Source organism: Oricola nitratireducens, assembly GCF_014904745.1.
Classification (GTDB): Bacteria; Pseudomonadota; Alphaproteobacteria; order Rhizobiales; family Rhizobiaceae; genus Oricola; species Oricola nitratireducens.
Genome location: NZ_JACZCS010000023.1, coordinates 1 through 13,080 on the forward strand (window position 1 = coordinate 1; position 13,080 = coordinate 13,080).

A 13,080-nucleotide genomic window follows, 5' to 3' on the forward strand; every position below is an offset into this window, starting at 1 on the left:
GTAGTAGCCGCGCAACTTGCGGTCGTTGCCGAGATTGCAACCCGGCCGGTCGCCGCGATAGGTGCAGTCATCGCTGTAGCGGTGGAACTGGCGGGTCGATTCCGGGCGGCCCCAGCCGTCGGCGGCGGCGGGCGCGGTGACGATCGGCGACAGCGTCGTGGCCGAAACTGCGCAGGCGGTGACCAGGGTTCTGACCGCGGATCTGGAGAAAATCTGTTTCATCATCGTGTACTCCGTTCGCGTCTTGCCGTTCATCCGGCGGGCCATGGAGGCGGCCCGAACGCGTGATCCGAAACTAGCAGCGCCAAGCTGAACGCAGGCTGAACGGCGGATCACACTGTCTTGCGCCTTGTCTCGCACGGTGTCTGGCGGCGTTTCGTTTCGCCTTGCTCGCCAAAACGCGAAAGGCGCGGACCGGGTTCCCGGTCCACGCCTCGAATTCTTGCAGTAAAAGACGGCGGTTTTGCGCCGCTCGGCGCTGCGTCAGTCTTCAACCTGGAGGTTGACGGCCTTCGGGCCCTTGCCGCGGCGGTCCGGCTCGGTCTCGTAGGAAACCTTCTGGTTTTCCATCAGTGAGGCGAGGCCGGAAGCCTGCAGGGCGGAGATGTGGACGAAGATGTCCGCGCCGCCATCGTCCGGCTTGATGAAGCCGAAGCCTTTTTCGGTGTTGAAGAATTTTACTATACCAGTCTGCGACATGTATCCGGATCCTTTTCCGTTTCTATGCGCGGCTGCCCCCATTCCGCCACGCGTTTAACCCGCACGCACTATGCGAACGGACAGGGCAGGCAGTTCTCGAATGCAGGGAAAGGAACCAGTTCTCGCGCCTGCCTTACGACAGACGCCCGGCTTATGATTAGCGTGCCGGTGCGCGGTATTTCCGACTTCCGTTTGTTCGCAAATTGCCCGAACGACCAAAGCGTTGCTTCATTCCGGGGCGGAAGTAAAGCAAAAGTTTCGTGACGCGATGTTCAAATTTTAAGCAATGGCGGTCAAAACGCCGCGGCTCACCCGATGACATGACGGGCGAAGCAGCTTAGCATCGCGGCCGAAAAAAGGAGACCGCGATGGGCGAACCGGAACGGAGACTGGCGGCGGCGGCCGCGATCGCAGCACTGGCGCTGGCGCTTTCGGCCTGCACCAGCGAACGGATGCAGGAACCGCCGCAGCCGCAGCAATTCTGCCCGCAGGTCTATCAGCCGGTCTGCGCGCGCACGCCGAACGGCTCGCGTAGCTATCCGAATGCCTGCACGGCGGAGGCCGCCGGCTTCCGCGCCTATTCGCCGGGCGCATGCCAGTCGGCGAAGCCGGACCGCATCTGCCCGAAGATCTACATGCCGGTCTGCGCCGTCGCAGCGGGGCAGGCCGCGACCTATCCGAATGACTGCGTCGCCGGCGGCGCCGGCGCGCGAGTGGTCCATCCGGGGCCGTGCTGAGGACATCAGAGGGGAGAACGCCATGTCCAGACTGACGATCGCCATCATGCTTGCCGTGGCGACGGGTTTCGCCACGCCCGCCGCGGCGCAGAGCTGCTGGGACCTCTGGTACGCGCGCAACCTGATTTATGCCGAGAACGGCTATTGTTTCTCGACCGATCTCGGCCAGCGCACCTTCGCCGACTACGACTGCTGGACGAAGAACCCGCAGCTGACGCGCAACGAGCAGGCGCGCGTCAACGCCATCCGCGCCGAGGAAAAGCGGCGCGGCTGCAAGGTGAACTGAGGGGCGGTGGTACCGGCCAGGACACTTTCCTCTCCTTGTAGGAGAGGAAGTAGAAGCTAACCCATCCTCCGTCATCCTCGGGCTTGACCCGAGGATCCACGGCAAGGAACCTCGATGGTCATGGCGGGCTATGTCTATATCGTCACAAACCACAAGAAAGGCACGCTCTATATCGGCGTGACCAGCGACCTCGAGGGACGCATCTGGGAACACCGCGAGGGCCTGACGCCCGGCTTCGCGTCGCGCTATGGCTGCACACGGCTGGTTTGGTACGAACAGCATGACCACATCAGCGACGCGATCCAGCGCGAGAAATCGCTCAAGCGCTGGTACCGGCAATGGAAGATCGACCTGATCGAGGCGATGAACCCGCACTGGAATGATCTCTATCTCGTCCTCAACAACTGAGTGCCCTGGCCGTGGATCCTCAGGTCAAGCCCGAGGATGACGGAGGAGGGTTGGATGCCCGAGGATGATGATCTTGCTTTGATTTAGCAGCCAGTCGTCAACATCGGAACATGCGCCATCGCGAGCCCCTCTCTTGCCTTTTCTAAGCACTTGCAGGGGCTTTCGCTCTCTTAAGCGCAGGAAAAGGCTTTCTCCCCCGCAAGGGGGAGACTTTTCTGTCCCGCCCTCAAGCTTCGCTTTCGGCGCTCCACTATGGTTCCGCGCGTTCGTCTCTTGAAAAGCCAAATCGTTGGCTTTTCATCCGCTACGCGGACCGCTCCTCACTGCTGGCGGGCCGGATTTCTGTCCCGCCCTTAAGCTTCGCTCCGCTCGCTGGCGGGCCCCTGTGCCGGACTCTGCTCACCGGTTCCGATCTCGATGCGCTCCGGCGAATTCGCCAGGAGGGCCAGGAGCAGGTCGCTCATGGTGGAGGCCGGGGCGGTGCCCAGATCGGCCTCGAAGACGTAGCCGGCATCTGTGACCTCCGGCGTCGAGGCGACGTGGATGACGTTTTGCAGGCGGATATTGTCCTCCGCCTCGTCGTCGCCGAAGGCGCGGCGGTGCCAGTCGGCGAAGAGGCGCGTGGCCAGCGCGTCCCAGTCGCCGGAAACGCGCAGCGTGGCGTAATCCCATGCGAAGGGCGCGACGACGATCCGCGTGCCGCCCAGCGTAAAGGAGAAGGGCTCGAAGCTGAGCTCCCTCGGCGCGGTGAAGGATTCCAGACTGCCGGTTTCCAGCGAGGCGTAGTCGGCGCGGTAGGGCAGGCGCAGCGGGCCCTCGACGGCGATATCGCCCTCGGCGTCGAGCAGCACCGGCTCGACCACATGCGTCTCCTCGGAAAATCCGGCGACGGTCTCGGCGAACTGGCTGACATAGAGGTCGCGGACGGCGTCGACGATCTCGACGAATTGCGGCGGCAGGGTGTCCATGCATCTGAGGTAGGCGGGGCGGCGGCGATGTTCAAGCCGGGCGCGGGGATGACGGGGATCGGCGGACGGGTCCGGCGGGATCTTCAGGCCGCGTCGTGGACCGCGTGGCGGATCTGCCAGGCCATCCAGGCGAGCGCGGCGCCCTCGGTGACGAGCTGGATGCCGACCAGCAGGCCGAGCAGCCAGGCGGCCGATACCGGCATCTGCGCGAACAGGATGACGCCGAGAAGAAGGCCGACAATGCCGCTGCCGAGAATCCAGCCCCAGTTGGGGAAGGGGCGGATGGTCAGCGCGAAGACGATCTTCGCCATGCCGCCGACGATGAAGAAGACGATCAGCAGGAGCGTCAGCGCCACCAGCCCCTCGCCGGGGCTGGTCAGGAACAGGAAGCCGACGATCACCGACAGCGCGACCGAGATCAGCTGAAGCCAGAAATGCGGCACGTTGGACGCGCCGATCAGGCTGATCGCCTGCAGGATGCCGGAAAAGATCAGGAGCCAGCCGAGCGCCAGAATGACGGCGACGGAGGAGAAGACCGGAAACAGCAGCGCGACGACCCCGGCCAGCATCATCAGCACGCCTTGGGCGAGATACCAGAAAGAATGCCGCCTGATCGCGTCGCGCATCGCCGCGCGCAGGATCCGCGCGGCCTGGTCGACGGTTATGATCTCGCTCATGGGGCGACTCCATCGTGGGGACGGGCGGATGATAGGCGCGGGCGAGGGAGGGGTAAAGTGTGGGGGGGGGGCGCTTCGGGGCGCTACAGCTGACGTACTTTCTAGGCGCCAAAATGTTGGTTTGACTAGAATATTTCAATCAAGACGTGTATTCATGTGTGCTTCTATTATTTATTATGGAAAATATTTTTGGTTGAGCGAGTCAGGGCGGTAGAGTTCGTAAAAGAGGCAACAAGCGGAAGAACTGGTCCCGCGATCCTTGTCTGTGAGGATGAGGACGACGAAAGAATTGAGCTTTTTTGCAAGCTGTCGGCTGGTTGCGATGAAGGTGTTCGGAACCTTGCTCGGGAGTTATTATCCGCCTACCTCGCGGCTGATCTTGAACTACCTGTGCCTCGGCCATATTTGGTCGAACTGGATCCGGTATTTCTGGATGTGCTACCCGAAGGACGTTTTAGAAATGTCGCAGGGAGGAGTGAGTATTTGGCGTTTGGTTCCTTACGCGTACCAAACCAGTTTTCGATTTGGACACCGACTACCTCGCTGACTGCCGAACTGGTTGAGACAGCGGCCGGGATTCTGCTTTTCGATGGGATCATTCAGAATCCTGATCGTCGTTCTGAAAATCCGAATTGCTTGGTCCGAGGCGGCGATGTTCGTATCATCGATCACGAGTTGGCATTTACGCATGGGCTTGTGCTCGGGTGGCGTCCACCTTGGGAACCGGGCGGGATGCGGAGCTTCGAAACTCCGGGTTTTCATATTTTTAGGGAACCGCTAAGAGGACTCCCTATAAACTATGAACCTATAAGCGAGCGATGGCAGAATATCTCTGACGCAAGGTTAGAGGAGTATCTTGATGCCTTGCCGGGTGAATGGAACGATGCGCGAGCGACAATACAGGCTGGCATTGATTTGATAAAAGAAGCGCGTGATCGAATTGATGGATGCATCGATGAGATGCGGAGGATTCTACAATGAGCGGAAAAACACCCTACGACTACATAGTGTTAAGGTACGTTCACGACGTGGTTTCCGGCGAATTCGTAAACGTTGGACTCGTGCTCTATATCCCTTCGGAGCACAAAATCCTTGTGAGGACGCGAAAGACCATAGGGCGCTTGAAATCCATTTTTCCCGATCTCGATCGGCAAGCATTTGTGGACACTATGCGCGGTGTTGAACGGGGGATGAAGAAGGCTCAAAATCAACTTTTATCGGAGGGGCTATTCGCAGATAAACAGCTTCTTCTTAGCTATGTCCGACGAGTGGTCCCAGTAGATGACAGCGCTCTTCAATGGGGGGCTCCGGCTGCTGGGATAACGAGCGATGTCGAGAAAACTTTCGAGCAGGTATTTGAGCGGTTTGTAGCTCGATACGATGTGAAGGGGGCTCATCGGCGCACTGATGAGGATATTTGGCGGCCCGTCAGAAAACTGTTAGCCGAACGGGACGTTCATGTTGATTTTCAGCCAAAAATTGTTGTCGGCAATTCTGATGCTATCAAGTTCAGTAATGCTTGGAAAAATGGTCAATGGCATGCCTACGAGCCCATATCTTTAGACCTTGTCGATGCAGACGGGATAAAAGACAAAGTTCGCCGCTGGAGAGGCCATTTGGCCGCAGTAGCTGACGGTGCTAGTGACACCGTTAAAGTGCACTTCCTTGTGGGAGCACCTCGTGAAAAATCCTTACGCGATGCATATGAGAGCGCGATTGATATTTTAAAGGGTTCCCCCTTTAATCCCGAAATCTTTGAGGAAAAAGACACCGACAAATTGGTCAGTGAGATCGAAGATGAATATCGAGAGCATGTGCGGTCGGGTCAGGTTCAATAAGAGGCTCCCCTTCCTAAGCTCCCATCCCCGCCCTTTCCAAAATCCAGCCCATTTTTGCGTGTATCGAGGCCGGCATGGTCGATGCGCCCGTCAAACCGAAAACCACGACTAAGACCAGGCCGAAGCTGGAACGGCCGCGGCTGCACAAGGTCATCCTGATCAATGACGACTACACGCCGCGCGACTTCGTCGTCATGGTGCTCAAGGCCGAGTTCGGCATGGGCGAGGAGCGCGCCTACAAGGTGATGATCACCGCACACCGGCGCGGCGTCTGCGTCATCGCCGTCTATCCGCGCGACGTCGCCGAGACCAAGGCGACGCGGGCCAGCGACTACGGCAAGAAATTAGGCTTCCCGCTGATGTTCACGACGGAGCCTGAGGAGTGAGGAGCGGTCGCCGACAGGCGATCAATCGACAACGATTTGTCGATTGGCTGGCTTCGCCGACCGCTCCTCACCCCGCCGCAAGGGGGGAGATAGGCGCGCCCCCGCCTCCCGCCTGAGGGGAGGCGGACGCCGGCTACTTCTCTATCTTCACGCAGGCGCAGGCCCAGTGGATGATCGTGACGCCGTCATGTTCGACGCGGCCGTGCTCGACCAGCTTGCACTCGTAGCCCTCGTCGCAGCCGAGCGTGAAGCAGTCGATGTGCTGGCGGCCGCGCGCGTCGGTCTCGATATAGATGTTGCAGCCGCGCACGCCGTCGTCGCAGCCGCACCATTCGGTCTTCGTGCCGTGATGGTCGGTCTCGGAGCGGATCTTGCAGTCGCCGGTGTCGCAGTCGCCGTGGCATTCCAGCGTGTAGGTGACGCGGCCGGCCTCGCGGCGCTCGACCACGAGGCCGTGGCACGGGTTCTTCTTCGGGTTGGCCATGCGGGTTCCTCCCGTCATCGAACCATCCCATTCCCCAAGGGAAGTATAGCACGGAAGGCGGGCGGGGCGGAATCGGGGGGAGGCGCTGTTTGTCCCGCCCTTAAGCTCCTCGCGAAGCTCGTCGCTGGCGGGCCCCTAGCGGATCAACTCCAGGATCAGCCGCTGCACCGGGCCGCCATTGGCCATTTCGGATTTCTCGAAGGCGGCGTTTCTGGCCTTGTAGCGGTCGAAGGCGTCCTTGATCGGGGCGACGACGGCCTGGCGGATCGCCTTGCAGCCGGGATCGTTTTCCTGCCGGAAGCCGACGGTGGCGTCGTAAATCTCCTGCGCCATCTCCGCGACATAGCCGCCATGCACGGCCTCGTGGGCGCGGATGCCGGCGATGAAGACCCGCCAGCGCGCGGCGGTGTCCGGCGGCAGCTTTTGCGCGGGTTTCGGCAGCGTGGTGGTGATCGTCAGGAAGGGCTTCGCGGCGGCGAGGATGCAGGCGTTGCCGTCCCGCCTGTAGTCGCGGTGCCATTTGAGGTCGAATTCGGTCTTGGCGACGGCGCTCGCCGCGCCGCCGCGCAGGCGCGGGCCGCGTTCGCCAATCGACTCGTAAAGCGCCCGGCCGGTGGCGCCGGCGATCGCGTAGGTTTTCTCGACATGGCCGGCGCGGATGTCGGCGCGCGCGGGGAGGGCGGCGAGGAGGAGGAGGGCGGCGGCGGTCGCGGTGTGAACGTAGCGGGTCAGTTTTCCGCCCCACCCTCAAGCTCCTCGCCTGCGGCTCGTCGCTGGCGGGGGCCCCCGGCCTTGCGGAACACCACGACGGCGGCGGCGATGGCGCAGACGACGGCGACGAGGGGCGCGAAGCCGAAGGCGACGCCCATGGCGATGCCGCCGTCCATGTCGTGATAGCCCATGACTTGCGTGAAGAACGGATAGAGGATGGCGAAGCCCGCGACATAGCCGGCAACGAGGCCGGCGATGGCGGCCAGAAAGGCGTAAAGTCCCCGCATGTCCGGCCTCCCTGCCGCTGTCCGGCGCGAGACTAGCGGGTTTGCGCGACGGGCGGAAGCGGCCCGTCGCGGGGCGGAGTGCCCGCGGGCGCGAGAAAGCGTCACGCGGACGCGTCGATACTGCGAGATTTTGTGCAGCGCGGAATCGGATTCTTTAACCATTTCCCACTTTGGTGTCGGTATCGCCCGCGTCGCGGGCTGGGGACCATCGGGGACATCAATGAGATTTACCATTTCCAGGAAACTGATTTCACTCGTGGCGGTCAGCCTTGCCGTCTGCGCGGCGCTGATCACGCTGGCCATCGTGTCGCAGAACAGCCTGCTGCTCCAGGAGCGCAAGAGCCTGGTCAAGACGCAGGTCGAATCCGCGGCCGGCATCGCCACGCGCTGGATGAAGGAGGCCGAGGCCGGCACCATCAGCGACGAGGAGGCCAGGAAGGCCGCGCTCGCCGATATCGGCGCGATGCGCTACGGCAATGGCGACTATGTCTTCGTCAACGGCATCGACGGCACGTCGCTGCAGCACCCGAACGCCAAGCTGATCGGCACCAAGATGGACGGGCTGAAGGACGCGAACGGCGTCTATTTCACCCGCGCGATGACCGAGGTGGCCAAGGCCGGCGGCGGCTTCGTCGCCTATCAGTGGGCGCGCAAGCCCGACACGCCGCCCGTCGACAAGATCTCCTACGCGACGCTGGTGCCCGGCTGGGACTGGGTGATCGGCACCGGCGTGTTCATGGACGACCTGCGCGCCATCAGCTGGGCGTCGAGCCTGCAGCTGATCGGCTATTCGGCGGCGTTCCTGGTGGGGCTGATCGCGGCGGCGGTGTTCATCGCGCGCTCGATCTCGCGGCCGATCGACGCGATGACGGGCGCAATGCGCCGTCTCTCGGAAGGCGACACGTCGGTCGACGTGCCGGCGCTCGGCCGCAAGGACGAGATCGGCGCCATGGCGGAGGCCGTGCAGGTGTTCAAGGACGCCGCGATCGAGCGTGACCGGCTGGCGACGGAGGCGGAAGCCTCGCGCATCGACCGGGAAAAGGCGAAGGAACGGCAGTCGGCGCTCGACAACGCCAAGGCGGAAGACCTGCGGGCCTTCGTCGCGACCGTGCAGGTCGGCTTCGAGCGGCTGTCGGTCGGCGACCTGACCGTGCGCATGGCCGATCCCGTGGCCGGCGAGTTCGAGCCGATCCGCGCCATGTTCAACGACAGCGTGGGCAAGCTCGAGGATGCGATCGGCTCGGTGGTGACGTCGGTCGACTCGATCCGCTCGGGCCTGCAGGAAATCTCCACGGCGTCGGCCGATCTCGCCAGGCGCACCGAGCAGCAGGCGGCGAGCCTGGAAGAGACGGTGGCGGCGATCACCGAGGTGTCCAGCGGCGTCAACGAGACGGCGAAGGGCGCGGGCAACGCGCGCGACGCGGCGGCCGACGCCCGCGCCAAGGCCCAGCAGGGCGGCGAGATCGTAGCCCGGGCCGTCGGCGCGATGAACGAGATCAAGTCGTCGTCGGAGCAGATCAGCGACATCATCGGCCTGATCGACGAGATCGCGTTCCAGACCAACCTGCTGGCGCTCAACGCGGGCGTGGAAGCGGCGCGCGCCGGCGACGCCGGCAAGGGCTTCGCGGTCGTGGCGCAGGAAGTGCGAGAGCTGGCGCAGCGCTCGGCCAACGCGGCCAAGGACATCAAGAGCCTGATCAACAAGTCGCAGGGCCAGGTCGAGGACGGCGTGGAACTGGTCACTTCGTCCGGCCAGTCGCTGAACGAGATCGTCGCCGCGGTGGAAACCATGGCGAGCGTGATCGGCCAGATCGCAGCTGCGGCCGGCGAGCAGGCAGCCAGCCTGAAGGAGGTCTCGATCGCCGCCGACGAGATGGACAAGGTCACGCAGCAGAACGCGGCCATGGTGGAAGAGGCGACGGCGGCGAGCGTGTCGCTCTCCGACGAGACCGAGACGCTCGGCCGCACGGTGGCGCAGTTCAAGACCAAGGGCGGCAAGACGCATTCCGCCCCGACAGCCGCGCCGGCGCGTGCGGCCGGGCCGAGCCGCGCGGCTTCGCGCGCCGTTCCGCAGATGAAGACCTTCGGCGGCAACGCCGCGGTCAAGCAGGACGACTGGGAAGAGTTTTAAGGGGTCTCTTTCCCGTCCTTAAGCTCCTCGCGTTCCGGCCCTTCGCGTTCGCTTCGGGCGTTCGTCATTCCAATCGACAAATCGTTGTCGATTGGTCGGCTATGCCGAACGCTCCTCACCGTCGCTGACGGGCCTCTGGCGATTAACTGAACCGGACCGGCGGGCGCGATGCGTCCGCCGGTTTTCGTTTGCCGTCGCGGTATCACTTCACCACCATGAGCCAGATCAGCACCGCGCCGAGGCAGAGCGCGAAGCCGGCCGCCGCGCCGACGAGCGCGCCGAAAACGCGGCGGGTGCGCCAGCGCCATGCGCCGGCGATGCCGCCGAGGACCAGGCCCGGCGACCCGGCGATCAGCGCCATCACAAGGAGGTCGAGGGGTGAGAAGATGCCGCCGATGTCGGAGATGGTTTTTGTCCTGTGGGGTGGCGGGGCGGATTTTCTGTTCCGCCATCTAGCTGCGTGTCGCTCGCCGGCGGGGCCCTACTGCCCCGGCCTTCCCGACTTCTTCGGGCGGCGGGCGGCGGCGCGCTGGTCGGCCGGGTCCTCGTAGGAGCCGACGCCGATCTTGTGGCGCTTGACAGGGTTGGCGGCGTTGTCTTCTCCCGCCCTTAAGCTCCTCGCCTCCGGCTCGTCGCTGGCGGGAGCGGGGACGGAGCCGGGCTTCCTGGGGAGCTTGCCGGTGCCCAGCGGTTTCTCGGTCCGGCCGACCGTCATCTCGTCGAGCGTGTTCTTGCGGAACAGCGGTTTGCCGAGAGGTTTTGCCATGTCGGTGCCGGGGCCCATGTCGTCGAGGCTCGGCTTCTTGAAGCCGGATTTGACGGGTTTCCCCGTGGCCTTCGCCTTGCGCGACGCCTTGGTGTTCTCGACGCCGGTGTCGCGGGCGAGCGCGTCGTCCATCACGGCCAGTTCGGTCTCGCGCAGGCGCTTGATCTCGTCGCGCAGGCGCGCGGCGGTCTCGAAGTCGAGATCGGCGGCGGCGTCGCGCATCTGGATTTCCAGCGCCTTGAGATGGGCCTCCAGATTGGCGCCGATCAGCGCGCCCTCGTCGGCCGCCAGCCCCTTGGCGCCGGCGATGTCGGCGCGGACATGGTCGCGCTCGTAGACCGAGTCGAGGATGTCGGCGATGTTGGCCTTGACCGATTGCGGCGTGATGCCGTGTTCGGCGTTGTAGGCGAGCTGCTTCTCGCGGCGGCGGGTGGTCTCGCCGATGGCGCGCTCCATCGAGCCGGTGACGTGGTCGGCATAGAGCACGACCTTGCCGTCGACGTTGCGCGCGGCGCGGCCGATGGTCTGGATCAGCGAGGTCTCGGAGCGGAGGAACCCTTCCTTGTCGGCGTCGAGGATGGCGACGAAGGCGCATTCGGGAATGTCGAGGCCCTCGCGCAAGAGGTTGATGCCGACCAGCACGTCGAAGGCGCCGAGGCGCAGGTCGCGGATGATCTCGATGCGCTCCAGCGTGTCGATGTCACTGTGCATGTAGCGCACCCGCACGCCCTGCTCGTGCAGATATTCGGTCAGGTCCTCGGCCATGCGCTTGGTCAGAACGGTGACCAGCGTGCGGTAGCCGGCCTTGGAGACCTGGTGGATCTCGTCGAGCACGTCGTCGACCTGGGTCTTGGCCGGGCGGATCTCGACCGGCGGGTCGATCAGGCCGGTCGGGCGGATGACCTGCTCGGCGAAGACGCCGCCCGACTGTTCCAGTTCCCAGTTGCCGGGCGTCGCCGAGACGGCGACGGTCTGCGGCCGCATGGCGTCCCATTCCTCGAAGCGCAGCGGCCGGTTGTCCATGCAGGAGGGCAGGCGGAAACCGTATTCGGCCAGCGTCGCCTTGCGGCGGAAGTCGCCGCGATACATGCCGCCGATCTGCGGGATGGTGACGTGGCTCTCGTCGATGAAGACGATGGCGTTGTCGGGGACATATTCGAACAGGGTCGGCGGCGGCTCGCCGGGATTGCGGCCGGTCAGGTAGCGCGAATAGTTCTCGATGCCCTGGCAGGAGCCGGTGGCCTCAAGCATCTCGATGTCGTAGCGGGTGCGCTGCTCCAGCCGCTGCGCTTCCAGCAAACGTCCAGCCTTTTCAAGCTCTTCGAGGCGGAGCTTGAGTTCCTCCTTGATGGACTTCACAGCCTGATTCAACGTCGGGCGCGGCGTCACATAATGCGAGTTGGCGTAGATCTTGACGGATTTGAGCTGGTCGGTCTTCTGGCCGGTCAGCGGGTCGAACTCGTCGATGGCGTCGATCTCGTCGCCGAACAGCGAGATGCGCCAGGCGCGGTCGTCGAGGTGGGCGGGGAACAGCTCGATCGTGTCGCCGCGCACCCGGAACGAGCCGCGCTGGAAATCCATCTCGCGGCGCTTGTATTGCTGGGCGACGAGGTCGGCGAGCAACTGGCGCTGGTCGATGCGGTCGCCGACCGACATCTGGAAGGTCATGGCGGTGTAGGTCTCGACCGAGCCGATACCGTAGATGCAGGAGACCGAGGCGACGATGATGACGTCGTCGCGCTCCAAGAGCGAGCGCGTCGCCGAGTGGCGCATGCGGTCGATCTGCTCGTTGATCGAGGACTCCTTCTCTATGTAGGTATCCGTCCGAGGCACATATGCCTCGGGCTGATAATAATCGTAATAGGAGACGAAATATTCGACCGCGTTGTCCGGGAAGAAGGACTTGAACTCGCCATAGAGCTGGGCGGCGAGCGTCTTGTTGGGGGCGAGGATCAGCGCCGGGCGCTGCGTCTCCTCGATCACCTTGGCCATGGTGAAGGTCTTGCCCGAGCCGGTGACGCCGAGCAGCGTCTGGGTGCGGTCGTCGTCGGCGAGGCCGGAGACGAGGTCGCGGATCGCGGTCGGCTGGTCGCCGGCGGGCTCGTAGTCCGACTGCATGCGGATGGTGATGCCGCCCTCGGATTTTTCCGGCCGGGCCGGGCGGTGCGGCACCCACAACTCGCCGTCCTTGAACAGCGGATTGCCCGAGTCGATCAGCGCCTTGAGCGCTTCCACCGTGGCGGTGACGCCGGCGGTGGAGGCGAGCTGCCCGGCCTCTTCCAGCGAAACGTCCAGCCCGGCGACCGGCATCAGCCCCGCCGCGGCACGCTGGCGCGGATCGTTGGTGCCGCCGATGGAGACGCCGCCGCCGGTGCGCTTGTCGCCGACCGTGTAGGTTTTATCCGCTTTTTTTGTCCCACCCTTAAGCTTCGGGCTAACGCCCTCGCTGGCGGGCCCCTGGGCCTTCTTTTCCGCTTTCCTGCGGTGCTTGCCGGCCTTGGAGCGGATCTCGCGCGTCTCCTGCGCTCGGGCGTCGCGCTCGGCCTCGGACTCGAGCTGGCGCACCCAGTCCTCCACGCTGCCGGACAGCGGCGCGCCTTCGAAGTCGGCTTGCGGAGCTTCCTCAAACCCGGAGGGTTTGCCGGTTTTCTTGGGAGGGGATTTGGCCATGCGGCCAATATGGGAAATGGCGGGCGAGAAGG

At 63.9% G+C, this 13,080-nt stretch carries 16 protein-coding genes; 7 read left to right on the forward strand and 9 right to left on the reverse strand.

The annotated features are described in order from the left end of the window. Positions 1–225 (reverse strand): hypothetical protein (locus IG169_RS11800; RefSeq protein ID WP_193176417.1); only part of this gene is annotated, 225 nt, incomplete at its 3' end. Between the two features lie 258 nt (positions 226–483). After that, positions 484–699, reverse strand: a complete 216-nt coding sequence (locus tag IG169_RS11805) for a cold-shock protein (protein WP_193176418.1) — start codon at positions 697–699, stop codon at positions 484–486. A gap of 368 nt (positions 700–1,067) precedes the next feature. On the opposite strand from IG169_RS11805, the gene IG169_RS11810 reads away from it, so the two are divergent. The 3 genes from IG169_RS11810 to IG169_RS11820 all read left to right on the forward strand — a co-directional run bounded on the left by IG169_RS11810 (position 1,068) and on the right by IG169_RS11820 (position 2,130). Next, the gene (locus IG169_RS11810) at positions 1,068–1,436 is read left to right on the forward strand and encodes a protease inhibitor (RefSeq protein WP_193176419.1); all 369 of its coding nucleotides are present in this window, start codon (positions 1,068–1,070) and stop codon (positions 1,434–1,436) included. A gap of 22 nt (positions 1,437–1,458) precedes the next feature. Further along, positions 1,459–1,722, forward strand: a complete 264-nt coding sequence (locus tag IG169_RS11815; protein ID WP_193176420.1) for a YARHG domain-containing protein — start codon at positions 1,459–1,461, stop codon at positions 1,720–1,722. Positions 1,723–1,842: 120 nt separating this feature from the next. After that, positions 1,843–2,130: a GIY-YIG nuclease family protein gene (locus tag IG169_RS11820; RefSeq protein WP_193176421.1), complete on the forward strand. Its 288-nt coding sequence runs from the start codon at positions 1,843–1,845 to the stop codon at positions 2,128–2,130. Between the two features lie 353 nt (positions 2,131–2,483). On the opposite strand, the gene IG169_RS11825 is transcribed toward IG169_RS11820, so the two are convergent. Together IG169_RS11825 and IG169_RS11830 are read right to left on the reverse strand one after the other, a co-directional pair. Next, complete coding sequence (locus IG169_RS11825; protein WP_193176422.1) at positions 2,484–3,098, reverse strand: hypothetical protein; 615 nt, start codon at positions 3,096–3,098, stop codon at positions 2,484–2,486. Between the two features lie 83 nt (positions 3,099–3,181). Continuing rightward, a complete protein-coding gene (locus IG169_RS11830; RefSeq protein WP_246717335.1) occupies positions 3,182–3,775 on the reverse strand; it encodes an HdeD family acid-resistance protein in 594 nt (197 codons plus the stop codon). A 156-nt stretch (positions 3,776–3,931) separates the two neighbouring features. On the opposite strand from IG169_RS11830, the gene IG169_RS11835 reads away from it, so the two are divergent. The 3 genes from IG169_RS11835 to clpS all read left to right on the forward strand — a co-directional run bounded on the left by IG169_RS11835 (position 3,932) and on the right by clpS (position 5,999). Next, positions 3,932–4,756 carry a HipA family kinase gene (locus IG169_RS11835; RefSeq protein ID WP_193176423.1) on the forward strand — a complete coding sequence of 275 codons (825 nt, stop codon included), beginning with the start codon at positions 3,932–3,934 and terminating at the stop codon, positions 4,754–4,756. Next, the gene (locus tag IG169_RS11840) at positions 4,753–5,613 is read left to right on the forward strand and encodes a DUF3037 domain-containing protein (RefSeq protein WP_193176424.1); all 861 of its coding nucleotides are present in this window, start codon (positions 4,753–4,755) and stop codon (positions 5,611–5,613) included. The genes IG169_RS11835 and IG169_RS11840 overlap by 4 nt, the downstream gene beginning before the upstream one ends. Before the next feature lie 74 nt (positions 5,614–5,687). After that, the gene (gene clpS / locus IG169_RS11845) at positions 5,688–5,999 is read left to right on the forward strand and encodes an ATP-dependent Clp protease adapter ClpS (RefSeq protein WP_193176425.1); all 312 of its coding nucleotides are present in this window, start codon (positions 5,688–5,690) and stop codon (positions 5,997–5,999) included. Between the two features lie 133 nt (positions 6,000–6,132). Here clpS and IG169_RS11850 read toward each other — a convergent pair whose 3' ends face one another. From IG169_RS11850 to IG169_RS11860, 3 genes are all read right to left on the reverse strand, one after another. Next, positions 6,133–6,501 carry a hypothetical protein gene (locus IG169_RS11850; RefSeq protein WP_193176426.1) on the reverse strand — a complete coding sequence of 123 codons (369 nt, stop codon included), beginning with the start codon at positions 6,499–6,501 and terminating at the stop codon, positions 6,133–6,135. Between the two features lie 117 nt (positions 6,502–6,618). Further along, positions 6,619–7,215, reverse strand: coding sequence for a DUF922 domain-containing protein (locus tag IG169_RS11855; RefSeq protein WP_193176591.1), 597 nt, complete (start codon positions 7,213–7,215; stop codon positions 6,619–6,621). Further along, positions 7,212–7,481 carry a hypothetical protein gene (locus IG169_RS11860; RefSeq protein ID WP_193176427.1) on the reverse strand — a complete coding sequence of 90 codons (270 nt, stop codon included), beginning with the start codon at positions 7,479–7,481 and terminating at the stop codon, positions 7,212–7,214. The genes IG169_RS11855 and IG169_RS11860 overlap by 4 nt, the downstream gene beginning before the upstream one ends. A 220-nt stretch (positions 7,482–7,701) precedes the next feature. Here IG169_RS11860 and IG169_RS11865 point away from each other — a divergent pair, with 220 nt between their 5' ends. Further along, the gene (locus tag IG169_RS11865; RefSeq protein WP_193176428.1) at positions 7,702–9,612 is read left to right on the forward strand and encodes a methyl-accepting chemotaxis protein; all 1,911 of its coding nucleotides are present in this window, start codon (positions 7,702–7,704) and stop codon (positions 9,610–9,612) included. Positions 9,613–9,814: 202 nt separating this feature from the next. On the opposite strand, the gene IG169_RS11870 is transcribed toward IG169_RS11865, so the two are convergent. Then, positions 9,815–9,973 carry a hypothetical protein gene (locus tag IG169_RS11870; protein WP_193176429.1) on the reverse strand — a complete coding sequence of 53 codons (159 nt, stop codon included), beginning with the start codon at positions 9,971–9,973 and terminating at the stop codon, positions 9,815–9,817. A 120-nt stretch (positions 9,974–10,093) separates the two neighbouring features. Continuing rightward, positions 10,094–13,048 (reverse strand): excinuclease ABC subunit UvrB, encoded by a 2,955-nt coding sequence (gene uvrB, locus IG169_RS11875; protein ID WP_193176430.1) that lies wholly within the window; start codon positions 13,046–13,048, stop codon positions 10,094–10,096. Positions 13,049–13,080: the final 32 nt, after the last annotated feature.

Coding starts and splice junctions, on each gene's coding strand:
- IG169_RS11805 (WP_193176418.1), bottom strand. CDS start 699: ATGTCGCAGACTGGTATAGTAAAATTCTTCAACACCGAAAAAGGCTTC.
- IG169_RS11810 (WP_193176419.1), top strand. CDS start 1,068: ATGGGCGAACCGGAACGGAGACTGGCGGCGGCGGCCGCGATCGCAGCA.
- IG169_RS11815 (WP_193176420.1), top strand. CDS start 1,459: ATGTCCAGACTGACGATCGCCATCATGCTTGCCGTGGCGACGGGTTTC.
- IG169_RS11820 (WP_193176421.1), top strand. CDS start 1,843: ATGGCGGGCTATGTCTATATCGTCACAAACCACAAGAAAGGCACGCTC.
- IG169_RS11825 (WP_193176422.1), bottom strand. CDS start 3,098: ATGGACACCCTGCCGCCGCAATTCGTCGAGATCGTCGACGCCGTCCGC.
- IG169_RS11830 (WP_246717335.1), bottom strand. CDS start 3,775: ATGAGCGAGATCATAACCGTCGACCAGGCCGCGCGGATCCTGCGCGCG.
- IG169_RS11840 (WP_193176424.1), top strand. CDS start 4,753: ATGAGCGGAAAAACACCCTACGACTACATAGTGTTAAGGTACGTTCAC.
- clpS (WP_193176425.1), top strand. CDS start 5,688: ATGGTCGATGCGCCCGTCAAACCGAAAACCACGACTAAGACCAGGCCG.
- IG169_RS11850 (WP_193176426.1), bottom strand. CDS start 6,501: ATGACGGGAGGAACCCGCATGGCCAACCCGAAGAAGAACCCGTGCCAC.
- IG169_RS11860 (WP_193176427.1), bottom strand. CDS start 7,481: ATGCGGGGACTTTACGCCTTTCTGGCCGCCATCGCCGGCCTCGTTGCC.
- IG169_RS11865 (WP_193176428.1), top strand. CDS start 7,702: ATGAGATTTACCATTTCCAGGAAACTGATTTCACTCGTGGCGGTCAGC.
- IG169_RS11870 (WP_193176429.1), bottom strand. CDS start 9,973: ATGGCGCTGATCGCCGGGTCGCCGGGCCTGGTCCTCGGCGGCATCGCC.
- uvrB (WP_193176430.1), bottom strand. CDS start 13,048: ATGGCCAAATCCCCTCCCAAGAAAACCGGCAAACCCTCCGGGTTTGAG.